We start from the raw sequence: 23,693 nt of genomic DNA, 5'->3' as shown, positions 1-23,693 counted from the left end.
TCCGCTGAAACCCGTGGCAAGACCGGACCCCGGCCCCGGTCAATCGCTGATCGCCCCTTCTTCATCGCGGCGCTCGTGCATCTGCGCCTTTACCTTTCGGCCGATGATCAGCGGCAGAACGAACCCGACAATCGCGATGGCCCACAGCGCGATGGACAGGGGGCTGTCGACCAGCGTGCCCCAGTTGCCATTGTCGATGGTGATCGCCCGGCGCAGGTTGTTTTCCATCGCATTGCCCAGAAGCGTGCCAAGGATCACCGGCACCAGCGGCACGTCCAGCTTGCGCAGCGCCCACCCCATCACGCCGAAGCCGATCATCACCAGAAGGTCGAAACTGGACCCCGAGATGCCATAGATCCCCACAAAGCTGACCATCGCCACGATGGGCATCAGGATACGCGAGGGGATCATCAGCACGCGGGTGAACAGCCCCACCATCGGGATGTTCATCGCCAGCAACATGAAATTCGCGATGAATAGCGCCGCGATCAGCCCCCAGACGACATCGGGGTTCTGGGTAAACAGAAGCGGCCCGGGCGTGATGTTCAACGCCAGAAGAACGGCCAGCAGCACCGCCGTGGTGCCCGACCCCGGCACGCCCAGCGCCAGCATCGGCACCAGCGCGCCCCGGCGGCGGCGTTGTTGCCGGCCTCCGGCGCCGCCACGCCGCGCGGATCGCCGGTGCCAAAGGTGCCCTCCTTGTCGACCAGCCGCTTTTCCATCGAATAGGAGATGAACGAGCCCAGCGAGGCCCCCGCGCCCGGCAGCACGCCTGCGAGAAAGCCGAGGAACGAGGTGCGCAGCATCGTGGGCGTGCAGCGTTTGATCATCGACAGCGGCGGATAAAGCCGTCCGATCTCCAGCTTGCGGCCCTCGGCCTCTGACCCGCCGTGGCGGTTTTCGAGAAAGATGAACACCTCGCTCAGCGCGAAAAGCCCGACGATGGCGACAAGGAAATCCAGCCCGTCGTAAAGATGCACCTCGCCGAAGGTGAAGCGCGGCACCCCGGTCTGGGTGTCCACCCCGATCATGGCCAGCCCCAGCCCCAGCGCCGCCGCGAAGGCCGATTTCGCCTGGTTGGTGGAGGAAACGCCCCCCAGCGTCATGAAGGCCAGCGCGAACAGCGCGAAGTATTCCGCCGGGCCAAACAACAGCGCGATCTTCACAAGCTGCGGCGCCAGCAGGATCAGCCCCCAGGTGGCAAGGAACGCACCGACGAAGGAAGCGATCCCCGACAGCGACAGCGCCTCGCCCGCCATGCCCTTCTTCGCCATCGGATGGCCGTCAAGACAGGTCATCATGGCGGGCTCATCGCCGGGGATGTTCAGCAGGATCGACGATATCCGCCCGCCATACATCGCCCCGTAATAGACCGAGGTCAGCAGGATCAGCGAGGGCGTGGCCCCCAGCCCCAGCGTGAAGGCCAGGGGGATCAGGATCGCCACCCCGTTCGACGGGCCAAGACCGGGCAGCGCCCCCATGATCGTGCCGAGGAAACAGCCCAGAAGCGCCAGCAACAGGTTCTGCCATGTCAGGGCAATCGCGAAGCCGTCTGCAAGCGACGAAAGGATATCCATGATCGCCCCTCAAAAGCCCCAGGGGCCGCGGGCCAGCGAAAGCCCCAGCACAAGGTGGAAGATGACGTAAATGCCGACCGAGGTACCAAGGCCGGTCAGAACGGCCTCTACCGGGCCGGACCCAAGCCGCCACGCCAGATAGGCGGCGGCAACGGCCGTGGCGGCGACAAAGCCCGCAATCGGCAGGAATTCCGCATACAGGACCATGACGACCACTGCCGCGCCGATTTCGACCAGTCGCCCCAGCGCGGGCCATGTGGGTTCGGGGTCGGGGCGGAACGCGATCACCGCCGAAGACAGGCCCAGAATGGCCGCGATGATCAGGGGAAAGGCCTTGGGGCCGACGGCATCGGAAAGAAAGCTTTCCTCGATCGTCAACGCGGACAGGGCGAAGCCGATGGCCAGAAGGACGCCGAACAGGCCGAAGATGCGATCACTCATCACGATTCTCCGTCGACGGGAAAACGGGGCACGGCCCCGACTGCGCCGGTCGACCCCGGGGCCGACCGACGCCGGGTCGGGGTTACTTGATGATGCCGATCTCGCGCGAGATGCTCTGGATCTTGGCGACCGAGTCCGCCACGAACGCCTGGAACGCATCCCCCTGCAGATCCAGCGGCGCAAGCCCGTTGGCCGCCATCACCGCCTTCCATTCGTCGGAGGCGTAGAGGTCGCCGATCTTGGCAACCCATGTGTCATAGGCCGCATCCGACATCGCCCCCGGCGCATAAAAGCCCCGCCAGTTCGCACCGATGGCGTCGACGCCCTGTTCCTTGGCCGTCGGGAAATCGGCGAACTCGCCCCCCAGACGGTCGGGGGCCAGAACCGCGATGACCCGGATGTCGCCACTGTCGACAAAGCCCTTGGCCTCGGAAATATCGCCGGTGAAGGCCTGCACCGATCCCGCCAGAAGCTGCGTCACGGCCTCTCCGCCGCCGTCAAAGGCGATGTATTTGACCGAACGCACATCCTCGATGCCATAGGCATTCGCCGCGATCAGGACCTTCAGATGATCCCATCCGCCAACGGCAGAGCCGCCCGCGATGGAAACCGACCGGGGGTTCGTCTTGATCTGGTCCAGCAGTTGCGGAAGTGTTTCGATCGCACTGTCGGCCGCCACCGCGATCACGCCGTAATCGGCCCCGATCGAGGCCAGCCAGCGCACCTGATCCATCGTGTTGCCCGGATAGGCGCCCTGCGCCAGCCGGGTCGCCGTGGCAGAGGAGGCCGCAACGATCAGGTCGTTGTCGTCGCCACGCTTGTTCACGACCTCGGCGAAGGCCACGCCGCCGCCACCACCGGCAAGGTTCACCACCTGCATGGTCCGGTCGATCAGGCCAAGATCCTGCAGCGACTTGCCGACCTGACGGCAGGTGAAATCCCAGCCGCCGCCGGGATTGGCCGGGGCGATGCATTCGGGGCTTTCGATACTGTAGTCCTGGGCATGGGCCGCGATGGCCACAGCGCCCAGAAGACCGGCCGCAATCAGGGTGCGGGTCGCCTTGAAGATCATGTCTTTCCTCCTCTTTTCGCGCGGGTTCTCTGACACGCGCGCGGGTTCGGTTCTCCCCGTCCCCCCGACTGCGACTGGCAGCCTCCCATGCTGCGGGGCGAACCGTTGGTATACCGAACGATGCCGCCCCGAACTTGTCAATGAAAGAAAGGCGGCGGGCTTGTCCGCCTGTCCGCTGTTCATCGCGTCACCCGACACCGGCCGGTTGCTCGGCCCGCGCTACTCGCTCAGCACCTTCTTGAGGGTGAAGACGCCCCGCATCTCTCCGGCGCTGAACCCCCGGGCCTTGTCGTCGGGATAGAGTTCGGCCAGCTTCGCCTCGACCTCGGGCTTGACGGTGGTGCCGCCATGACAGCCAAGGCAAAGATCGCTGGTCGGGATCGCCTTGACGAGGTGAAAGACCCTTTGTCCGTCCTCTTCGACGATCGCCGCCGTGGACAGCCGTTCGGGCGCTTCACCGGCCGCCTGCCGGGAAAGGAATGCCGCAATCGCGTTGGCGGTAAAGGCGTCGGGGGCGTTGTCAGGATTGCGCAGGCGGTGGCTTGACCGCGCGACGGTCCATCGGTCTTTCGACAACCCCTTGGCAATTCCCGGCGCCTCGGTGTTGCAGACGGTTATGGCATTGACCGGCCCGCCGGCCTCGACCGCTGCCGTCAGTTCGGTCTTGAGCGCTGCGCCAAACGCGCGCATCAGGCCCTTGCCTTCCGCGACAAGCGCATCGGTGTCGTCTGCCGCGGCGGCCTGGCCTGCAAGCATAAGGGCAACCGCCACGGGCATGACCCATGTCTTCATTGGAACTCCTCCCTGATCCCTCGCCCTGTCCCGCACTGGATGCACCGGGATGCAGGGCGATCTTCCCAGGCGAAAGCCTAGCATCACAGCCCGAAACCACAAAGCCCGGGATCAGGTGACCCACAGGCGCAATGCAACCGCAACAGGAAAGACAGTCTTCGCAACCCCATCGGCCGGAACTCTGTTCGCGTCCCTTGGGGTCTCGACAGAACGGCAAACATGGCGCAGGGTTGTTCCATGACATTTCAAGAAACGCCCGGTGCGCCATGACGGACTGGACGGCATATTTTGGGCTAAGGCGCGACCCTTTTCGCGGGATACATGGTGGCGGAGAGCTACGCTGGACCGCCTCACAAAGGGCCTTGTTTGCCGGTGTTCTCGACACGGTTGTCCGTGGCCAGCCCGGCACCGTCTTCTTGGGGGACAGCGGCACGGGCAAAAGCACCGTTCTGCAAGCGGTCTTCGACGCCGCCGGACACCGGGCAGAGTTCAAACCGGCCCTCGTCCCCAATCCCTCGGGGGAGGGGGAGTCGCTGCTTTTGTGGCTGTTGACCGCGTTCGGTGTAACAGCCCTCGGCAGTACGGCGGTGCCCCCCTATGACCGGCTGCGGCAGCTGTTGGCCAAGGTGGAGGAGAACGGTCAGCGGCCGCTTGTCCTGATCGACGAGGCCCAGACACTGTCTGACTCCGGGCTTCTGGCGCTTGACCGCCTGATGTCGGACACGGGTGAGAGCGGCACATCGATGCAAATCGTGCTGGCGGGCACCCCTGAACTGAAGGAGCGGCTGGGCCACGCCGGCCCCGCGCTGCAAGAACTGGCCGAGGCGGGCACGCTGACGCCGATGACAGAGACCGAAACCGTCGACTTCATCCGGCATGAAGTGCAGGCGGCCGGCCGCCCGGCAGAGGGCATCTTTGACCCCGAGGCGCTGACCGCCATCCACGACATGGCCGGCGGCGTGCCGCGCCTGATCGCCACCCACGGCACCGCCTGCCTGATCGCGGCGTTTCAGGATCGAAAGCCCCGTATCGATGCAGAATTCGTGCAGCGGGTTCTGGCCCCACAGGTTGGATGGCAGACCACTGGCACCGACGACCCGCCGGAAACACCCGGGGACGACCGCCAGCCCCCAGAAGCCGAAAGTCCCGAAGATGGCAGGCCGAACAAGGGCAATCCGGTCGGGTTTCTGGCCGGCGCCCTTGCCGCGACGGGGGTTCTGGCCTGCGCCGTTCTGGTTGCCCCATTGATCCAGTCAGGCTTGGACTGGCCGCGCGCCGGGATCGAGGACGCGGAATATGTCTCTGCAACGACGGACGCGGTGCAGCCCGCGCCCACCCCGGCAGATCCCCCGCCCGACCGGGCGACGGCGGCCCCCTCGCGATCCGAACTGGCCATGTCGGTCGTGCCCCGTCTTCGCGCGACAGGCCCGGTGGACGACGCGACCGCCCCCGAAAGCCGCGTTCTCGACAACGCCCCCTTTGACACGGCTTTGGCCCGGCAGCATTTCCGGTCGGCACTCGACCCCGAGACCAGCCGCCGGCAAGCCGTGATCGATTTTTCCCTTTCCGCGGCGGCCGGGCACGGGCGCGCGGCCTATTACCTCGCGCAGATGTTCGAAACGGGCGATTGGGTCACTTACGCGCCGGGCACGGCGCGGTCGTGGTATGCCTTTTCGGCCACCCATGGCGGGCAGGATGTGCCCGCGCGTCTGGATCAAAGCGACCGGAGCCTCGACACGATGCCGGTGGCCAAGCCGCTTTATTCAGAGCGGTCAGGCGGGATCGTGACCCTGATCTGGACCGGGCGCGGGTCGTTCCGCGTGGACCTTGCCCCGCACCCGGACCATCCCGCGGCGCATCGCGAGACCGACCTGACAGCGCTGCGCCTTGTGGCACCGGACAACATGACATGGTGGCGGGTGACGCCAGAGGGCGCTGCCCCGGGCCCGTGGCTGGAGATCGGCGCGCCCCACCGGGCCGAGATGGACTAACGCGGCCGGTACGGGCGGGGCGAACCCGCGTTGCCCGGTTCAGGGCAACGCAAGATCAGGCGCTCCGATCAGCACCCACCCATCGCCGCGCAGATACGTTCGCGATAGACAGAGTTCGCGCGGCTTTCTTCGGACGGTTGCGCCGCCCCCATCACCCGGTCGCAGGGCAGCGTAAAGGACGCCTCAAGCCCGGCATTCACGCAGGATCCGACCTCCCACCCCGGGGGGATGGCGTTCAGATCGACCTGCTGCCATTTCGGGTGCCCGGTTTCCTTCAACTTCTGGAAACGCGTCACGATCAGGTGCGTGATTTCCGACACGGCAAGGCAGCTTTCGCGGTAATAGCGGTTACGCTCCGGCAGGTATTCATAGGTCATCAGCACCGCCTTCACGGCGACGGCGTCAACCGGCGCGGGCTGGAACGGATAGGTGCCCGCCGCGATTGTCGAGGGCACATAGACCGCCTGAAGCACCGGGTCGTTCATCGGGACCAGATGGAACCGCTCACCATCGATCGCGGGGTCTTCGAACAGCTTGGTCGGGGCCCCGGCCACATAGAAGAACGCGTCGATCTCTCCGGCCAGCAGGCGGCGCAGGGAGTCGTCGGGGCCAATGGTCAGCCGTTCGCCCACCTGAACCTCGGCCAGATCCAGAACCAGCGCGGCGGTCAGGAAGGTCCCGCTTTCGGAGACGCCGATGGCGACCCTCTTGCCCTCCAGGTCAGACAGGCTCTGGATGTCGGAGGTGGCCAGCAGGTGCACCTCTTCGTTGTAAAGCGGGAAGGCGATCCGCACACCGGCAATCGCGTTCGCGATCCCGGCATCGTCGGCGGCAAAGGTGCTGAGATATTCCAGCACATCGCTTTGCACGATCCCGAACTGCGTCACGGGGCGCTGGCGCACAGCAAGGAAGTTTTCAAGCGAGCCCGCGCTTTCGTTCACGGTCAGCGTGATGTCGCACTCCGCAGCAATATCGGCAATGTCCTGACCGAACTGGATATAGGTTCCGGTCGGGCCGCCGGTGACGATGTTCTTCTCGACATCGGACGCCACGGCAGGAACCGCGCAGGCAACGATCAGGGCCAAAGCGGCGGCTAGGCGGCGGGAACAGGCAATAATCGGGATCATCGGTAACTTTCTCCTCGCACCGGCATCGTCAGCACCGGCCCAGATCGCGGATCAGCGACACGAGCGTCTGACGGTTGATTGTCTTGAAAACCTCAAGCAGGGCATCGGGCGCGCAGACCCCCTCTGACAGCAGGGCCTGCAGGTTCGCGATCTCCGCCGGGTTTGCCGCGGACAGGCCGGGGGCCGCCCTGATGGCACGGGCCACGGCATCGGGCGCGGGCGGGCTGCGCCGGGCCATCTCCCTGTCGGGCTGGGCGGCGGGGCCGGGCGGCGGGGCCGGTTCCGCTGCACTTTGCGCGGCGGCGATCTCGTCCTGCAAGCGGGACAGTTCAGCCTGAAGCCCGGCCCCCTGTTCTTCGGCTGCTGCGCGGCGGCGCTCGGCGTCCAAGGCGGCGTCTTCTGCCCCGGCAATGCGTGCCTGCGCCGCTTGTTGTGCGGCCTCAAGGGCGGCGTTGGCGTCGGACTGGATCGCCTCCGCCTGTTCCCGCGCGGTTGCAAGCAAGCTCTCGGCCTCCGCCTGTGCCGCCTCGACCGCAGTGCGCGCCGTGCCAAGCCGCGCATCGGCGTCGGCGATCTCGGCCTGCAACGCGGCCAGTTCGGCCAGGGCGGCCTCGCTTTCCGCGCGCATCTGATCGCGCTCGCGCGCCGCACGGGAGGCCGCGGTCTCCACGGTCTCGCGCGCCAGCGCCTCGGCCTCCTGACGCATTTGCGCAGCGGCGGCCTTTGCCTCTTCCGCCTGTTTCCGGCGTTCGGACAAGTCGGCTTGGGCGGTGGCGAGCTCTTGCTTCAGTGCATCCAGCGTCTGTTGGGCCGCGGAGAGTTCCTCACCCAGGGCCGCACGCTGGCTTTCGGCGGCCTCCGCCACTTTCTGCGCGTTCGCCTCTGCCTCCTGGCGGAGTTTTTCGGCGGCCGCCTTGGCCTCCTCTGCCTGCGTCCGGCTTTCGGACAGATCGGCTTGGGCGGTGGCGACCTCTTGCTTCAGCGCGTCGAGAGTCTGTTGGGCGGCAGATATTTCCTCACCCAAAGCCGAACGCCGCGTTTCGACGGCCTCGGCCATTTGCTGTGCGTTTGTCTCGGCCTCCTGGCGAAGCTTGTCGGCGGCGGCTTTTGCCTCCTCCGCCCGCGTCCGGCTTTCGGACAGGCTGGCCTCGGCCGTTGCGATCTCCTGCTTCAGCGCATCGAGTGTCTGCCGGGCGGTGGCGATTTCGTCGGTCAGGGCGGCGCTTTGGCCGTCGGCAGCATTCGCCTCGGCCTCTTGGCGGAGTTGCGCCACGGTTGCCCGGGCGTCCTCGACCTCTGCGCGGCTCTCGGACAGGTTGGCCTGCGCGGTCTCGATTTCTTGCTGCAACGCGTCGAGGGTCTGCCGCGCCTCGGAAATATCCGCGTGCAAGGCCGCGCGCCGGGCTTCGGCCTCTTCAAGCGCCGCTTGGCTGGCCTCCCGCGCGGCCTCGGCCCGGTCGGCCGCATCGCTGGCCTGCCCGGCGCGGCGCTCCGCATTTGCGGCGGCGGTTTCTGCCTGGGCCACACGCGTCTCAAGCGTTGCGAGCGCCGCGCGCTGGGTCTCGGTCATTTCCTGAACGCCGCTCAGATCCCGCCGGGCCGCGTCCACCTCGGCCTGAACCTCCGCCAACTCAGCGCGGGCCGTTTCAACGGCAGCGGCAGCCTCTTCGCGCGCGGTACGGGCGGCCTGCGCCTCGGCGCTCAATTCCGCCTTTTGCGCGCCAAGGGCCGCTATGGATGTCTCAAGCGCGGATTGCTGCGCCGTCAGCCGTTCGGATTCCGCTTCCGCGGCCTTGATCTCGTCCTGCAGCGCGGCGATCACGCGTCGGAAAGAGGCGGCCTGCTCTGAATAGGCCTCCAGTGTTTCGTCGGTCGGTGGATCCTGCGCAAGCGCATGGCCCCCCGAGACAACCATGCAAACCGAAAGAGCTACGCCGAGATGCCGTTTCACGAGTCCCCCGCCATCTTTCAAAAATACAAATCCACCTTTGGGCAGTCTGCAAAGTACATTCCTGTTTTGCAATGCATTGGCGGGGACTTCGCGGGCCGAAAACTGGCCTAAAGGGATAATTCGGCGCCTTTTTCAGGGCCAGACGGCGCAAATCATGCGTTTGCCGGGGAATTCGGCATCTCTGGAAGAGGGATGAGCGAGCGCGTTCAAGACCGCAGCAGAAGACCGCTTGCCCCGAACCCGCAGGGGCCGGGCCAAACGACCTGACGGCACATGGCGGCCGTCAGGTCATGCGCGAACGCGTTGCCTTACGCCGCGCCAAGGTCATGGCGGCTGATCGGCAGGCGGCGGATGCGCGTGCCGGTCAGCTTGAAAATCGCATTCGCGACCGCCGGTGCAATCGGGGCGGTGCCCGGTTCGCCGACGCCACCCATGGGACGGTCACTGGTGACCACCGCGACCTCGATCTCGGGCGCCTCCTGCGGTGTCAGGATCGGATAGGTATCGAAATTGGGCCGCGTGGCCTGGCCGTTCTCGATCACCACCTCTTCGTGGAGCGCAGCCGACAGCCCGTAGATCGCACCGCCCGTCACCTGGGCCTTGACGATCTCGGGATTGACGACCGACCCCAGATCGATGGCCGCCCAGACGCGCGAAACATGGGCACGACCCGCGCGGACCGAAACCTCGGCGATCTGCGCGACGAGGGAACCGAAGGCCTCATGCTGGGCCACGCCCATCGCCCGCGTCTCGCCCTCTGCCGTGTAGGTGCCCGGGCGGTAACCGGCCATGTCGCGCACCTTTTCCAGAAGCGCGTATTCGTTTGAACCGGGCTCCAGCAAGGCAAGGCGGTAATCCAGCGGCTCCTGCCCGGCCGCATGGGCCATTTCGTCGATGAAGGATTCATAGGGGAAGGCGTTCAGCGCCCCCCCGACCGACCGCCAGAACCCGACCGGCACCGCATCATACCCCGCATTCACCATGTCGGTCCTGCGGGCACCGACCTTGTAGGGCTGCTTTACCAGACCTTCGACCGATGTCGGATCAAGCCCGTTCGGCTGCACCAGCCCCGGCATCAGCCGGGCGGCGGGTCCTTCGGTGACCGTGGTCGCGTGCAGCCCCACCGGTTTGCCCCCCGCATCCAGCCCCGCGCGCAGGCGCACCGCGGCCATCGGGCGGTAATAGTCGTTCTGCGTATCCTCTTCCCGCGTCCAGACCAGCTTGACCGGGCCGCCATCGGCCATGCTGAGCTTCAGCGCCTGTGTCGCGAAGTCGAGGACGAAGCGCCGCCCGAACCCGCCGCCCAGATAGGGCGTGTGCACGGTGATCGCCTCGGCCGGCAGGCCGGTCACCTGCTGCGCCGTGCCCAGGACGAAATCGGCGCCCTGGTTCGGGGCCCAGATCTCGCAGGCGTTGTCGCGCACCCAGGCGGTGCAGTTCTGCGGCTCCATCGTCGCATGGGCCAGGAAGGGCTGGACATAGTCGGCGGTCAGTTCCTGCACAGCACCCGCGATGGCGGCCGGTGCGTCCCCCTCGGCCTCGGCCTCGATGCCGGTTTCGTCCAGGCGGGCGAGGGCCGCGTCGATCAGACGTTCGGAGGAGATATCCGCCGCCCCGTCATTCCACGTAACGCCCAGCGCCTCGACCGCCTTCTTCGCGCGCCAGAAGCTGTCGGCCACCACGGCGACCGCAGAGCCGAGATCGACAGCCCGGGGATTGCCCGGCATCCCGTCGATGGACTTCGGATCAAAAGACGCCACCGTTCCGCCAAAGCTGGGCGCATGCCGGATCGCGGCAAAGCGCATGCCGTCCACCTGCACATCGATCCCGAACCCCGCACGGCCCGTCGATTTCTCAAGGCTGTCGGTCCGCTTCGGCGACTGGCCGATCAGCTTGAACGCCGACGGGTCCTTCAGCGGCGGGTCCTCGGGAGGCGTCTGCGCGGCGGCACGGGCGGCCAAGGCACCATAGCCGACCGACCGGCCGGATGCGTCGTGATGGACCTTGCCGTCGCTGGTGCGCAACTCGGCCACCGGAACGCCAAGCTCATCGGCGGCGGCGGCCAGCAGCATCGCCCGCGCCCCGGCCCCCACCTTGCGCATGGTCATGTAGGATCCGCGTACCGACAGCGACCCGCCGGTGAAACGCAAGGGCGCGCCGAAGTTGAACACCTTGTAGGCGTCGCCCGGCGGGGCCTGCTCGACCCGGAAGGCCTCAAGCGGCGCGTCCAGTTCCTCTGCCACGATCTGCGGGATCGAGGTATAGGTGCCCTGACCCATCTCGATGAACGGGTTCAGGAAGACGATGCCGCCATCTGGATCGATCCGCAGGAAAGCGGTGACCTGCGGCGCGTCTTCCATCGCGGTGCCCGACCCGGTGGCGTTTTGTGCCCGGGCGCCGGAAAGGTTGAAGGCGAAAAGCGCCCCGCCGGCCGCCGTGGCCGTCACCTTCAGGAACAGACGGCGCGAAAGTTGTGTATCGGTCATCTGTGCACCTCCTCAAGCCTTCATGATCTCGGCGGCGCGCTTCACGCCATCCCGGATCCGCTGATAGGTGCCGCAGCGGCACAGGTTGATCATCGTGGCGTCGATATCGGCATCGGTGGGCTCGGGCGTCCGCGCCAGCAGCGCCGCGGCGGCCATGATCTGCCCCGATTGGCAATACCCGCATTGCGGCACGTCGAGTTCGACCCACGCCTGTTGGACGGGGTGCAGGGCGGTGCCGTCAGACAGCCCCTCGATCGTGCGGATATCCGCCCCTTCGACATCGGCGACGGGCACGGAACAGGACCGAATGGCCACCCCGTCCACATGGACGGTGCACGACCCGCAGGCCGATATCCCGCATCCGAACTTGGTTCCCGTCAACCCGAGCGTATCGCGAAGGACCCAAAGAAGCGGCGTGTCATCCTCGACATCGACCGCAAGATCCCGCCCATTTACCGTGAGCTTTTTCATGGCGCATTCCTCCCGTTGCAGGAGAGGAGGTAGACCACGCCCGCCGCCGGACCAGTCGATGCACCGGGGGCGCCGCTGTCGTGCCAAGGGTCCGGCCAACAAAGTCAGGCAGTTGACCGTAACGTATACCCCCGGGTTTTCCCGCCGATCGGAAAGGGCCTGCGCCGAAACGCAGGCCCGTCAGGAGGACGACCTATTCCGCCGCCGTACCGCTGTATTTCCGGATCTCACCCGATTTCAGCCGCGCGAAGTAGGAGCGCAGTTCCACCCGGACAATCGGCATCAGCACGTAAAGCGCGCTGATATTGACCACCGCCATGGCAAAGATCGCCGCGTCGGAGAAGTCGATCACCGGGCCAAGGCTGGCCGAGGCGCCGATCACCACGAAGACGCAGAAGGTGACCTTGAAGATCAGTTCCTGCACCTTGCCCTCGCCGAACAGGTAGGTGAACGCCTTCAGCCCGTAGTAGGACCACGACAGCATCGCGGAAAAGGCGAACAGCACCACCGCGATCACCAGAAGGATCGGGAACCACGAGAAGACCGATCCGAACGCCGCCGAGGTCAGCGTCACGCCGGACGTTCCGCCGACGGTCTGGATCGCACCATCCTGCACGATGTAAAGGCCGGTTTCCGGATCGATCATCAGTTGCCCGGTGATCACGATGACAAGCGCCGTCATGGTGCAGATCACCACCGTGTCGACGAAGGGTTCCAGCAGCGACACCACGCCTTCGGTGATCGGCTCCTTGGTGCGCACGGCCGAGTGGGCGATGGCGGCAGAACCCACCCCCGCCTCGTTCGAGAACGCCGCCCGCTTGAACCCCTGGATCAGCGCGCCGACAAGCCCCCCCGCGACACCCAGACCGGTGAAGGCCCCGGCAAAGATCTGGCCGAAGGCCCAGCCAATCATGTCGTAATTCGCGATCAGGATGATCATCGCCACGGACACGTAGAAGACGCCCATGAAGGGCACGACCTTTTCGGTGACCCGCGCGATCGACTTGATGCCGCCCACGATCACCGCGAACACGATGGCCGCAAAGACGATCCCGGTGATCCAGCCCGGATAGTCGCCCACCAGCCCCGCGATCTGGGCATGGGCCTGGTTGGCTTGGAACATGTTGCCCCCGCCAAGCGCGCCGAGGATACAGAAGACGGCAAACAGCACGGCAAGGATCCGGCCGCCCTTCATGCCACGTTCGGCAAAGCCTTTCCGCATGTAATACATCGGCCCGCCAGAGACGGTGCCATCGTCGTATTCATTGCGGTATTTCACGGCCAGCGTACATTCGGTGAACTTGGACGCCATGCCCAGAAGCACGGCCAGGATCATCCAGAAGGTCGCGCCCGGCCCGCCGATGCCGACGGCCACGGCCACGCCCGCGATGTTGCCAAGCCCCACCGTGCCCGACAGCGCGGTCGCCAGCGCCTGGAAATGGCTGACCTCGCCCGCATCCTTTGGGTCGGAATAGTCGCCCTTGACCAGCGAAATCGCATGGAAGAAGGCCCGCACCTGAATGGCCCGGAAATACCATGTGAAGATCGAGGCGCCGACAACCAGCCAAAGCACGATCCACGGGAAGTTGGTGAACGGGATCGGCGCAAAGATCAGCGACACGAAAGGCCCGGTGATCTTGGCGAAGGCCTCGTTCACCGCGGCGTCGATGCCGGGGGCGTCCTGCGCCAGCGCGGCCAAGGGGGCCAGCAGCGCGAGGATGAGGACGGTCAGAAATGCTCTTGCGTTCATGTCTTGCCTCCTCAACCGACGACCGTGACGGGAATCTTGGAATGCATGGCGAGGTTCACGCTGGACGAGCCGAACAGCCGCTGGCTGAACCCGCCCTTGGACGCGCGCCCCACCACGATCAGGTCGGCGCCGTTTTCCTCGGCCAATCGGTGCAGCGTGTCGGCGACATCCCCGTGATGCACAAGCCCCGTGCTCTCGAACCCCTCCGATTTCAGTTTTTCCACCACGGGTGCCACGATGCGTTCCTGTGCGGCGGCGATCTCTTCCAGTCGCCGCTTGTGGCGCTGCGCGTTTTCTTCGGGCGTCTGGAAGGTGTAGGGCGACCATTCGATGACAAAGGCCGCCAGCAATGTGCAGCCCTCCATCGCGGCGGCCAGCCGCTTGGCATGGGCGAGCGCCTTTTCGCCCGTCTCATGCCCGTCCAATCCGACGAGTATCTTCATCGTTCACGTTCTCCCTGTTTGTCATTCTTGGCGTTCCGTCACGTCCCGGCATTCGCAAAACGGTAAGGGCACAGGCCGGACCGACGAGGCCCTTTGCGCAAGGGCCAGCCGCCTGAGACGAGCATAACCCTGCGGTTGCGAAAAATTTAAGCAATTCGGGCACCCGCCGGGCGATGCCCGATACCGGGGGCCCGATGCCGCGGTCAGGGCGCCGCGACCGCCGACAGAAGTGCGGCGTTCCCGCCCGAGGCGGTGGTGTCGACGCACAGATGCCGCTCGACCCGCGCATGGGCGGTATCGGGCCAGCCCGTGAGCAGCGGCAGCAGCGGGCCGTCGCGCCCCGCAAGCGCCCGGTCAAGGGCACGCGCCGTATCGGCATCCCCCCACCACAGGACCCCCGCGAACCCGGTCAGCCGCTCAATCGCCTCTGGCGAGAGCGATGCCGGAACCGCCACTGCCGCGCCCCCAAGGGCACGCACGGCCGCAACCTGGGCCTGCGCGGCCTCATCGCCGGGGCCAAGGCACAATAGCGGCGGGCGCGGATGGGTCGTCAACCGGTTGGACTCGCCCGTCGGGCCGGGCAGCGGGCGCGTCTCGGCCCCCTTGGCCGCGCGACACCCGTCAAGCAGGGCCTGCACCTTGCCGGGATCGGCCGGCCCATCGACCGCGGGCTTGGCGACCGCGGCAGGGCGCGCCGTGAAGCGGGCAAGATAATGCGGCCCCCCTGCCTTCGGTCCGGTGCCTGACAACCCCTCTCCCCCAAAGGGCTGGCTGCCGACGATGGCGCCGATCTGGTTACGGTTGACGTACAGATTGCCCACGCGCAGCCGGTCGGCCACCAGTTGCACGCGGTCGTCGATCCGGCTGTGCAGCCCGAAGGTCAGGCCGTAGCCGCTGTCATTGATGGCGGTCAGGACATCGTCCAGAGCCTCTGCCCGGAAGGTCGCGATATGCAGGACCGGGCCGAAGATCTCGCGCTCCATCTCCTCGATCCCAGTCGCCCGGATCGCGACGGGCGCCATGAAATGCCCCCCATCCGGCGCGTCGGCCTGCCACATAACGCGGCCTTCGGCGCGGGCGGCCTCCACATAGGCGGCGATCCCGGCCTGTGCCTCTGCATCGATCAGCGGGCCGACATCGGTGGACAGGTGCCAGGGATCGCCCAGCCGCAATTCCGCCATGGCGCCGAACAGCATCTGGCACACCCGGTCCGCGACGTCCTCCTGCAGGTAGAGACACCGCAGGGCCGAACAGCGCTGCCCGGCCGACTGGAAGGCCGAGGTCACGACATCGGCCACGGCCTGTTCTGGCAGGGCGGTGCTGTCCATGATCATCGCGTTCAGCCCCCCGGTTTCCGCAATCAGCGGTGTCCCCGGCGCCATATGCGCGGCCATCGACCGGCGGATGATCCGCGCCGTCTCGGTCGAGCCGGTGAAGGCCACGCCGTTGACCCGCGCATCCGACGTCAACCGGGCGCCGACCGTCGCGCCATCCCCGGGCAAAAGCTGCAGGCAGGACCGCGGCACCCCGGCCCGGTGCAGAAGCTGAACGGCCAGACAGGCGATCAGCGGCGTCTGTTCCGCGGGTTTCGCCAGAACGCCATTGCCCGCGGCCAGCGCGGCCGCGATCTGCCCGGTGAAGATCGCCAACGGAAAGTTCCAGGGCGAGATACAGGCAAAGACACCCCGGGCAGGGGTGTCCAACGCTTCGGCCCCATGGGCGTAATAGCGCAGAAAATCCACCGCCTCGCGCAACTCCCCCACCGCATCGGGCAGGGATTTGCCCGCCTCCCGCGCCAGAAGGGCAAAGATCGGGCCGAAATTCGCCTCATACAGATCCGCCGCCCGGCGCAGGACCGCGGCGCGTTCCCCCGCCGGGGCGTCCCAAGCCTGCGCCGCGGCCAGCGCATTGGCGACGTCGTCCCGGCTGGCCACCTGCACCGTCCCGACACAGTCGGCCGGATCGGCGGGATTGTGGCGCAATTCCGCGGCCTCTGGCCGGGCGGTGCCGTCGATCAGCGGCAGGGCCTCGAACCGGCTGGAAAGATAGGGGGCGCGGGCGGCCTCGATCTCGTCCAGATCGGGGCGGTGGGTCAGATCCCAGCCGCGCGCGTTGCGCCGGTCGGGGGCGAACAGATCGGGCGCGCGGCGGATCGCGGGATGGGATGGGGCGTCCAGATGCGCCTCGACCTCGGTCAAGGGGTCGGCGGCGACGGTTTCGGGCGCGACGTCCTCATCCACGATCTGGTTGACGAAGGAACTGTTGGCCCCGTTTTCCAGCAGGCGCCGCACCAGATAGGCCAGAAGGTCCCGATGCGCCCCGACAGGCGCATAGATACGGCAGCGCGTGCCGGGGTGCCGCTCTTTCACGATGTCATACAAAGCCTCGCCCATACCGTGCAGGCGCTGGAATTCGTAAAGGCCCGCATCGGCGCCCATATCTAGGATCGCGGCCACCGTATGGGCATTGTGGGTCGCGAATTGCGGATAGATCCGGTCGGTCATGCCCAGCATCTTGCGCGCATTGGCCAGATAGCTGACATCGGTCGCGGCCTTGCGCGTGAAGACCGGAAAGCCGTCAATGCCCGCGACCTGGGCGCGCTTGATCTCGGTGTCCCAATAGGCGCCCTTGACCAGCCGCACCATCAGCCGCCGGTCATACCGGCCGGCCAGCGCATATAGCCAGTCGAGCACCAGCCCCGCCCGCTGACCATAGGCCTGAACGACCACGCCGAACCCGTCCCACCCGGCCAGCCGGTCATCGGCCAGAACGGTCTCGATCACCTCAAGCGACAGGGCCAGCCGGTCGGCCTCTTCGGCGTCGATGTTCAGGCCCATCCCGGCCTCTTTCGCCTGCAAGGCCAGTTGCAGCAGTCGCGGGGCGAGGTCCGCCAGCACCCGGTCGTGCTGCGCGACCTCGTACCGGGGATGCAACGCCGACAGCTTGACCGAGATGCCGGGATTATCCCGCATGTCCGACCCGCGCGCCGCCTTTGAAATCGCGCCGATCGCGTTCGCATAGGCCGCAAGATAGCGTTGGGCGTCCGCCTCGGTCCGCGCGGCCTCGCCCAGCATGTCATAGGAATAGGTGTAGCCCTTGGCCTCCATCCCCGCGGCGCGGGCCATCGCCCCCTGGATCGTTTCACCCAGCACGAATTGCCGCCCCATCTCGCGCATGGCACGGCCCACCGCGGTACGGATCACCGGTTCGCCAAGGCGTTTCACCGCCCCGCGAAGGGTGGCGGCCAGCCCCGGTTCGGGCTTTTCAAGAACCCGGCCCGTCAGCATAAGCGCCCAGGTCGAGGCATTGACCAGCGGCGAGTGGGACTTGCCCAGATGCCGGCCCCAGTCGCTGGGGGCGATCTTGTCCTCGATCAGGGCGTCCATCGTCTCGGCATCGGGGACCCTCAGCAGCGCCTCGGCCAGGCACATCAGCGCGACGCCCTCTTCGGTCGACAGCCCGTATTCGGCAAGGAAGGTTTCCATCAGGCCGGGCCGGTCTTTCGCCCGGATGGCGCGCACCAGATCGGCCGCCGACGCGCAAATCCGGGCGCGGGCGGATGCAGTCAACGCGGTTTCGTCCAACAGGCGCCGCAGAACGGGCCCCTCGGCGGCGTAGGTTGCGGCCTCGATCCGGGCCAGAAGGGTTTCGGACTGATCCAGCATGGTGTTCTCCCTCACTTTGGATCAGTATACGCGCCACAGAACAGCCTATTTCGCCAAAATGGCCCGGTCGAGAAGGCGATTCGACCAAAGACAACGGACGTGACATGCCATACAGCCTTCCGCAGCTTGATCGATATGACCATGCGATTCTCGATATTCTGTCCGCGGAGGGGCGTATTTCAGTGGCCGAACTCGCCCGCCGGATCGGCCTGTCAAAGACGCCGACGCAGGCCCGGATGCGGCGGCTGGAGGACGAAGGCATCATCACCGGCTATCGCGCGACGCTGAACCCGATCCGGCTTGGCCGGGCCCATGTCGCCTTTGTCGAGTTGCGGGTGACCGACACGCGCGAGGCCGCGCTGAGGGCGTTCAACGCGGCGGTGCGCCAGATCCCGGAGATCGAGGAATGCCACATGATCGCCGGCGGGTTCGACTATCTGCTGAAGGTCAGGACCAGCGATATCGGCAGCTACCGCAAGGTTCTGGCCGAGCGTATCTCGGCCCTGCCGCATGTCGCCAACAGTTCCACCTTCGTCGCGATGGAGGCGGTGCGGGACGTCTGGGACGACCCCGGCAACGCCGGCTGACCGGCCCCTTCGCCGGGGAACGCTAACGTTCCGATCCCAACAAGTGCATCGCATCGTGGCGGGACGCCTCGGCCCACTGCACCGTCCGCCAAGGCCGGGGGGCACCGCCCGTCCCGTCCTCACCCTTGAGTCATTCCAAGTTCGCTGATACCGTTAACGAGTTTACATTTCTGTTTGCGTGCGAGTTCCATTCTAGAAGCCCTCGTTTCGAAAGAGCGGGAATGACAGATCTTTTCGCACCTCGCATAACCGATTCCAGCATCGACAGCCGCGCGCGCTATTTCCGCGAATGTGCCGCCATGCTGGACTATTTCATGACCCGCGGCGTGTCCGTCACCGATGAGGCGCTGGCCGAGATCAAGCTCAAGGCCGGGATTCTCGATTTCGGGATCGAACGGCGGGCCGAGATCCCGATGGCCGAACTGATCGACCTGCACGCCACGCTGGCCCGCGCCCTGTCGCCCGCCCTGCCCAGCACGATCGAATTGCTGGCCTGGGATGAGCGCAATTCCTTCCTGAATTGGATGGCGCCGGTTCCCGCGATCCGCACGCTGATCTTTTTCACGGCATTCTTTCTGGCCGTGTCGATGGCCGCCCTTGGCATCGATGGCGTCGCCGAAAACTATCACATGGCCTTCCTTGACCCGACCAACACGACCCGGGTGCCGGTTGCGCTGTTCTTTGCCTCGCTTGCCGCGCTGGGGGCCTGTTTCTCGGTCCTCTACGACGCCCGGAAATACGTGGTGGAGGGGACATACGACCCCCGCGTCGGATCGAACTACATCATTCGCGTCGTCCTTGGCATCGTGTCGGGGATGATCCTGACCCAACTTCTGTTCGACAATGCAACGACGCCTTCGGATGGCACGACGGCCACGGTCAACGGGATCGGCAAACCGCTTGCCGCGCTATTGGGCGGGTTCGCGTCGCAATTCGTCTATGAGGGGCTGAAGCGGCTGGTCGATGCCCTCAGCACGATCTTCGATGCCTCGGCCGAAAAACAGATGGACCTGCGCGAGAAGGAAGTCCGCGCCGAGGCCGAGGAAAAGGCCACGCTGGACCGGTTGGCCCGCGCCACCCGCACGATGAACGTCGTGGCCGGGTTGCAGACCACCACCAGCGAGAGCGAGCGCAGCGAGGCCTTGAAGGAGCTTGTGCAGATCAGCGCCGGCGGCCCGCTGGACAAGATATCGACAACGACAAGCCGCATCTTCACCCCCGCCCATGACGCGCTGACCAAGGCACGCGGCGTTCTGAGCGCAGGCAGCCTGCTGCTTGAGGTGCTGCCGGGGGCCGATGCGGCGCGGCTGCGCACGCGGCTTGACCAGATCACCAACCGGGTAGACGACATCAACCACGTGGTCAGCGCCGGGGCGCAGGGCGACCTGACCGGCATGGCGACGGAGCTTCTGGGGGAACTGACCCGGGACGATCCCGCGCGGCAGGAACTGCTGAACATGGTGTTGTCCCTGTCCGGCCCGGCGCGGCTTGCGGGGTTGGCCGGCGGCCCGGCGGGAATTGCGCTGGCCGTGATCTCGGGCACCTACACTGTGGGGTCGGCCGCCTATGACCGCTGGAAGACCCGCATACTGGATGCCCCCTATGCACCCGACCTGCTGCCGCCGGGCTTCCCAGACGATGCGGCCGCGAAACACGCTCTGGATGCGCTGCCCGACATTGCCGAGGCGCTTGGCCCCGACGTGATGGACGACCCCGCCGCGATGGCCGATCTGGCCATGCTGGCCGCGCAGCAACGCGACGACGATCTTTTCGCACAGTATGGCAGCCGGTTCGCCAATGATCGCGCGATCTTCGACGCGGCGGTCGGTCGGCTGCGGCTGCAGCTTGTCGGCGATGCGCTGGCCTCGCAGGTGCCGCCCAGCGTCCTGAACGACGCCGGCGCAACTGATACGGCCGCGTTCTTCAACGCCATCGACATGGCACGCAGTGACCCCGAGGCCGAGCCGAACCTTGAAAAGCTGTTCCTGCTGGCCGCCCGCGCGCGCGACGAGGGGGACGAAATGGCGATACGGGAGCTCAAGCAACTGCTGGCCGAGATCGGGGAGGAGCAGACACCATGAAACGGTTTGCCCTGCTTGCCGCAGCGGCGGTCCTTACGCTTACCGCCTGTAACGATGTGCGCGACCTTGCCGGTGCCAAGGAAAGTGCGGCAGGCGGCGATCTGGTCACCTTGGCCGACCGGCCGGTCACGTGTGAGGCGTCAAAGCCCGCCTGCGCCCAGCTACACCGCATCAAGGCCGATGCCTGCCTGCGCCTGGCGCAAAACGCGCTTGCTGTCGGGCAGGCGCGCGAGGCCATGACGGGCGCCCGCGCCGCCTGTGCGCTGAGCGGTTACGACGCGGCGCTGAAAGGGATGGATGACGGCAAGGGCACCGTCCGCGCCGCGCGGATGGAGGCGTTGCGGGTATCCCGGGTGACTTCCCGCTCCACCTCCGGGGCGCGGGGCTTCAACACCCGCATGGGGCGCGAGGCCGCGACCTTCCAGTCCGCCTTCCCCGACCGCGATGCCGGGCCGTATTACCGTGCAGCCGCCCGTTATTGGGAGGCCGCCTTCGGATCGTCGGCGACGGCCTGTGCGGACCTCGGCGCCGCGAAGACGCTTGCCGCCAAGGCCCGGACCGGGCGGTCGGTGCCCGATGGCCCCGCGGTTCAAGACGCCCTGCCGAAACTTGAACAGCAAATCGCGCAAGCCGCCGCCAGTAAGGGGTGTAGCTGATGCCCGTCGTTCTGGCCCCCGGGCAGGTTCTGGACTATCGGCTGCCGATGCTGCGCGGCGACATGGTGGCCGAGTTGCAGCGCGCCCTGATCCCGCGGTTTCTGGCCGTAGGCGAGGATGACGGCCTGTTCGGCCCCGGCACCCGTGACGCGGTGAAGAAGTTCCAGACCAGCCGCCGCCTTGCGGCAACCGGCGTGGTCGATCAGGCCACCGCCCGGCATCTGGGCGATCCGGGGCTGTCCCAGGGCGCGGTGAACGATGCCGCGATCCGGACGGTGCCGGACGCGCATATGCCCGACGCCTCGCCCAAGCGGATCATCCTGCACTGGACGGGGGGCGGCGCACGGGCCTCTGAACTCGACCGCAAGCACTATCACTTCCTGATCCAGCAGGACGGCACCGTGGTGCGCGGCATCCACGGCATCGACGCCAATGACCGCCCGCGATCGGGCCATTACGCCGCGCACACGCTAAACACCAACACCAAGTCCATCGGGATCAGCCTGTGCGGCATGTTGAATGCGAGCGAGCGACCCTTCCGCCCCGGCCCCGCCCCGATCACCGAAAACCAGTTGCCGGTTCTGGCGCGGCTGGTGGCGCAGTTGTGCCTGCGCTACGGCATCCCGATCACGCGCACCACGGTGCTGGGCCATGGGGAGGTTCAGTCGCTTCTGGGCATTGCGCAACGGCAGAAATGGGATCCGCTGGTCCTGCCCTGGCGGACCGATCTGTCCTTCCGCGAGGTCGGCGACATGCTGCGTTCGATGGCGAGCGTGGAACTTGCCCGCGCGCAGGCCGCCGGGGACACCCCCGCCGAGGAAACGCTGGAGGAGATCGCGCTGCGCGTCGCGGGCACCGACCTGCCCGGTGTCGGGATCGTCTATGACTGTGCCACATGGGCCCGGCTGGAGCCGCTTTGCACCGCCATGGGGTGGAGCCATGCGGGGATAGAGGACGACGGCGTGCGCATGACCGCGGGCGGGACCGAGTGCTTCCTGCCGATCCGCCTGCTGCCCACCCCCGACGCCCCCCAAGGCGCGGCCTGTGTGCGGCTTGACGATCTGGCCGAGCAACTGAACCTGTCCCCCGACCTGTCCGAGGACGGCGCGCAGATCGACCTGCAGGGCGAAATCGGCGGCGCGGTCGAGGAAATCGGGCCAGAGCGCGAACGCGCACGGCAGGTGACGGTGGCCCGCGGCGACACCCTGTCCAGGATCGCGCGGCGCGAATTGGGCGATGCCGCCCGCTGGACCGAATTGCGGGATGAGGGCGGGCGCCATTTCGATTCCGTCAGCGCCACGCGCATCCGGCCCGGCGATATCGTGCTGATCCCCGTGGCGCCGGAACCCGCCGGCGGCGCCGCCCCGGCCGAGGTGGCGGATGCAGATGTGTTCGAGGCATTCGGCCGGGCCGCGGAAAGTGCGGCCCTCGTCGGCAATGGCCCCGCCGCGCGCGAGGCCGGGGGGCGGATCGCAAAGGCCTGTATCGAGGCCGGGATCACCGACCTGTCCCACATCGCCTATATCTTTGCCACCGCGCAGCATGAGACCAATTTCGGCCGGCAGATGGTCGAGATCTGGCGCGACTCCACCCAGCAGCGGCGCTATCAGGCGCACCCGTCGAACGCGCCCAACAATCCCGGCGACGGCAAGCTTTATCGCGGTCGCGGCTATGTGCAACTGACCTTCCGGGAGAACTATCGCAAGTTCGGCCGGGCCCTCGACCTGCCGCTGGAGGATCGCCCCGAGATGGTCGCCGACCCCGACATCGCGGCCAGGGTTCTTACCCTGGGGATGAGCCGGGTGGGCTATCGCAGCCCGCGCCTTGTACTGCCGAGCTTCGGCTTTGACGGTGATTTCGATTTCTTCAACGCGCGCCGCATCATCAATGCCGACCGGGACAAGCACGAACCGCGCTATGGCACCAGCCGGGGCGAGGGGATCGCCCGCCATGCCCGCGACTTCCGCGCGGCCATGTCGGGGATCACGATATGAGGCGACGTCAGGCGGTGGCCGCAGCCCGGCCCCGGTTGCGCCACCAGACAGAGATATTCAGCGCCAGCGCGAACGTCCCCCAGGCGAGGTAAGGCACCATCATCACCGCCGAGAGGACATCGAGCGCCGCGAAGGCGATGGTTGTGGCCAGCACCGCCGCCCACAACAGCGCGATGATGATCGCCCCGCCCAGCATCCGGTGCAGCCCGAAGAAGACCGCCGACCAAAGCGTGTTGATGGTGATCTGCAAAGACCAGAGCGCAAGCGCCAGATCGTTGTCCGCCTGGGTCGCAATCCGCGCCGCGGCCAGCGACATCAGCGTGTAAAGCACCGCCCAGATGATCGGAAACAGCAGGTTCGGCGGCGTCCAGTTCGGTTTGTCGAGGCCGCGATACCATGCCCCCGGCTTGAACAGGACGCCCGCCGCGGCAGGCACGGCGCAGGTGGCAAGAAAGATCGGAAACAGGGTCATGGGCGCATCCAGTGGTTAACGGCGTCCCGGCGGGCGTAGCTGGATGCCGGACCCAAGGCAATGCCCCGTCTCTCGCCAGCGCGGCATTCGCCTGACCGCTGTTCAAGACGCGTCGGTCCGCGGCGAAGAACCGGGCG

General features: G+C 66.7%; 16 protein-coding genes and 1 pseudogene. 5 read left to right on the top strand and 12 right to left on the bottom strand.

Going from position 1 to position 23,693, the window contains the following annotated elements:
- Nucleotides 1–39: 39 nt before the first annotated feature.
- The 4 genes and pseudogenes from RGUI_RS12215 to RGUI_RS12200 form a co-directional block, all read right to left on the bottom strand.
- Nucleotides 40–1,577: pseudogene (locus tag RGUI_RS12215) on the bottom strand (tripartite tricarboxylate transporter permease).
- 9 nt (nucleotides 1,578–1,586) lie between these two features.
- On the bottom strand, nucleotides 1,587–2,018 hold the full coding sequence (locus tag RGUI_RS12210; RefSeq protein ID WP_081533320.1) for a tripartite tricarboxylate transporter TctB family protein: 432 nt from the start codon (nucleotides 2,016–2,018) through the stop codon (nucleotides 1,587–1,589).
- A gap of 82 nt (nucleotides 2,019–2,100) precedes the next feature.
- Nucleotides 2,101–3,090, bottom strand: a complete 990-nt coding sequence (locus RGUI_RS12205; RefSeq protein WP_081533318.1) for a tripartite tricarboxylate transporter substrate binding protein — start codon at nucleotides 3,088–3,090, stop codon at nucleotides 2,101–2,103.
- A 219-nt stretch (nucleotides 3,091–3,309) separates the two neighbouring features.
- Nucleotides 3,310–3,882 carry a DUF3365 domain-containing protein gene (locus RGUI_RS12200; protein WP_081533316.1) on the bottom strand — a complete coding sequence of 191 codons (573 nt, stop codon included), beginning with the start codon at nucleotides 3,880–3,882 and terminating at the stop codon, nucleotides 3,310–3,312.
- Nucleotides 3,883–4,244: 362 nt separating this feature from the next.
- On the opposite strand from RGUI_RS12200, the gene RGUI_RS12195 reads away from it, so the two are divergent.
- Nucleotides 4,245–5,873 (top strand): AAA family ATPase, encoded by a 1,629-nt coding sequence (locus tag RGUI_RS12195; RefSeq protein WP_172841137.1) that lies wholly within the window; start codon nucleotides 4,245–4,247, stop codon nucleotides 5,871–5,873.
- Nucleotides 5,874–5,941: 68 nt separating this feature from the next.
- Here the strand turns inward: RGUI_RS12195 and RGUI_RS12190 are convergent, their stop codons facing one another.
- The 7 genes from RGUI_RS12190 to putA all read right to left on the bottom strand — a co-directional run bounded on the left by RGUI_RS12190 (nucleotide 5,942) and on the right by putA (nucleotide 17,766).
- Nucleotides 5,942–7,000: a TAXI family TRAP transporter solute-binding subunit gene (locus RGUI_RS12190; protein ID WP_156882949.1), complete on the bottom strand. Its 1,059-nt coding sequence runs from the start codon at nucleotides 6,998–7,000 to the stop codon at nucleotides 5,942–5,944.
- Nucleotides 7,001–7,028: 28 nt separating this feature from the next.
- Nucleotides 7,029–8,915 (bottom strand): hypothetical protein, encoded by a 1,887-nt coding sequence (locus RGUI_RS12185; RefSeq protein WP_081533313.1) that lies wholly within the window; start codon nucleotides 8,913–8,915, stop codon nucleotides 7,029–7,031.
- 344 nt (nucleotides 8,916–9,259) lie between these two features.
- A complete protein-coding gene (locus RGUI_RS12180; protein WP_081533312.1) occupies nucleotides 9,260–11,437 on the bottom strand; it encodes a molybdopterin cofactor-binding domain-containing protein in 2,178 nt (725 codons plus the stop codon).
- Nucleotides 11,438–11,449: 12 nt separating this feature from the next.
- The gene (locus RGUI_RS12175; RefSeq protein WP_081533311.1) at nucleotides 11,450–11,908 is read right to left on the bottom strand and encodes a (2Fe-2S)-binding protein; all 459 of its coding nucleotides are present in this window, start codon (nucleotides 11,906–11,908) and stop codon (nucleotides 11,450–11,452) included.
- Between the two features lie 193 nt (nucleotides 11,909–12,101).
- A complete protein-coding gene (locus RGUI_RS12170; protein ID WP_081533310.1) occupies nucleotides 12,102–13,658 on the bottom strand; it encodes a sodium:alanine symporter family protein in 1,557 nt (518 codons plus the stop codon).
- A gap of 11 nt (nucleotides 13,659–13,669) precedes the next feature.
- Nucleotides 13,670–14,101: a universal stress protein gene (locus tag RGUI_RS12165; RefSeq protein WP_081533309.1), complete on the bottom strand. Its 432-nt coding sequence runs from the start codon at nucleotides 14,099–14,101 to the stop codon at nucleotides 13,670–13,672.
- A 203-nt stretch (nucleotides 14,102–14,304) separates the two neighbouring features.
- Nucleotides 14,305–17,766: a bifunctional proline dehydrogenase/L-glutamate gamma-semialdehyde dehydrogenase PutA gene (gene putA, locus RGUI_RS12160; protein ID WP_081533308.1), complete on the bottom strand. Its 3,462-nt coding sequence runs from the start codon at nucleotides 17,764–17,766 to the stop codon at nucleotides 14,305–14,307.
- Between the two features lie 104 nt (nucleotides 17,767–17,870).
- Between putA and RGUI_RS12155 the strand changes: the two genes are divergently transcribed.
- The 4 genes from RGUI_RS12155 (at nucleotide 17,871) to RGUI_RS12140 (ending at nucleotide 23,084) form a co-directional block, all read left to right on the top strand.
- Nucleotides 17,871–18,353, top strand: a complete 483-nt coding sequence (locus tag RGUI_RS12155) for an Lrp/AsnC family transcriptional regulator (RefSeq protein WP_081533307.1) — start codon at nucleotides 17,871–17,873, stop codon at nucleotides 18,351–18,353.
- Nucleotides 18,354–18,574: 221 nt separating this feature from the next.
- Nucleotides 18,575–20,434, top strand: a complete 1,860-nt coding sequence (locus RGUI_RS12150; protein WP_081533306.1) for a hypothetical protein — start codon at nucleotides 18,575–18,577, stop codon at nucleotides 20,432–20,434.
- The gene (locus RGUI_RS12145; RefSeq protein WP_081533305.1) at nucleotides 20,431–21,090 is read left to right on the top strand and encodes a hypothetical protein; all 660 of its coding nucleotides are present in this window, start codon (nucleotides 20,431–20,433) and stop codon (nucleotides 21,088–21,090) included. The genes RGUI_RS12150 and RGUI_RS12145 overlap by 4 nt, the downstream gene beginning before the upstream one ends.
- A complete protein-coding gene (locus tag RGUI_RS12140; RefSeq protein WP_081533304.1) occupies nucleotides 21,090–23,084 on the top strand; it encodes an N-acetylmuramoyl-L-alanine amidase in 1,995 nt (664 codons plus the stop codon). Before RGUI_RS12145 ends, RGUI_RS12140 begins: the two co-directional genes overlap by 1 nt.
- A 7-nt stretch (nucleotides 23,085–23,091) precedes the next feature.
- On the opposite strand, the gene RGUI_RS12135 is transcribed toward RGUI_RS12140, so the two are convergent.
- Nucleotides 23,092–23,556 carry a TspO/MBR family protein gene (locus tag RGUI_RS12135; protein ID WP_081533303.1) on the bottom strand — a complete coding sequence of 155 codons (465 nt, stop codon included), beginning with the start codon at nucleotides 23,554–23,556 and terminating at the stop codon, nucleotides 23,092–23,094.
- Between the last annotated feature and the right edge of the window lie 137 nt (nucleotides 23,557–23,693).

This window comes from Rhodovulum sp. P5, assembly GCF_002079305.1.
Classification (GTDB): Bacteria; Pseudomonadota; Alphaproteobacteria; order Rhodobacterales; family Rhodobacteraceae; genus Rhodovulum.
This window is presented reverse-complemented; position numbering and strand designations above follow the sequence as displayed.

Bases quoted from the DNA above. Each gene is read 5' to 3' on its own strand.
- RGUI_RS12175 (WP_081533311.1), bottom strand. From the start codon at position 11,908: ATGAAAAAGCTCACGGTAAATGGGCGGGATCTTGCGGTCGATGTCGAG.
- RGUI_RS12185 (WP_081533313.1), bottom strand. From the start codon at position 8,915: ATGGTTGTCTCGGGGGGCCATGCGCTTGCGCAGGATCCACCGACCGAC.
- RGUI_RS12180 (WP_081533312.1), bottom strand. From the start codon at position 11,437: ATGACCGATACACAACTTTCGCGCCGTCTGTTCCTGAAGGTGACGGCC.
- RGUI_RS12145 (WP_081533305.1), top strand. From the start codon at position 20,431: ATGAAACGGTTTGCCCTGCTTGCCGCAGCGGCGGTCCTTACGCTTACC.
- RGUI_RS12205 (WP_081533318.1), bottom strand. From the start codon at position 3,090: ATGATCTTCAAGGCGACCCGCACCCTGATTGCGGCCGGTCTTCTGGGC.
- RGUI_RS12150 (WP_081533306.1), top strand. From the start codon at position 18,575: ATGACAGATCTTTTCGCACCTCGCATAACCGATTCCAGCATCGACAGC.
- RGUI_RS12140 (WP_081533304.1), top strand. From the start codon at position 21,090: ATGCCCGTCGTTCTGGCCCCCGGGCAGGTTCTGGACTATCGGCTGCCG.
- RGUI_RS12135 (WP_081533303.1), bottom strand. From the start codon at position 23,556: ATGACCCTGTTTCCGATCTTTCTTGCCACCTGCGCCGTGCCTGCCGCG.
- putA (WP_081533308.1), bottom strand. From the start codon at position 17,766: ATGCTGGATCAGTCCGAAACCCTTCTGGCCCGGATCGAGGCCGCAACC.
- RGUI_RS12170 (WP_081533310.1), bottom strand. From the start codon at position 13,658: ATGAACGCAAGAGCATTTCTGACCGTCCTCATCCTCGCGCTGCTGGCC.
- RGUI_RS12165 (WP_081533309.1), bottom strand. From the start codon at position 14,101: ATGAAGATACTCGTCGGATTGGACGGGCATGAGACGGGCGAAAAGGCG.
- RGUI_RS12200 (WP_081533316.1), bottom strand. From the start codon at position 3,882: ATGAAGACATGGGTCATGCCCGTGGCGGTTGCCCTTATGCTTGCAGGC.
- RGUI_RS12210 (WP_081533320.1), bottom strand. From the start codon at position 2,018: ATGAGTGATCGCATCTTCGGCCTGTTCGGCGTCCTTCTGGCCATCGGC.
- RGUI_RS12155 (WP_081533307.1), top strand. From the start codon at position 17,871: ATGCCATACAGCCTTCCGCAGCTTGATCGATATGACCATGCGATTCTC.
- RGUI_RS12190 (WP_156882949.1), bottom strand. From the start codon at position 7,000: ATGATCCCGATTATTGCCTGTTCCCGCCGCCTAGCCGCCGCTTTGGCC.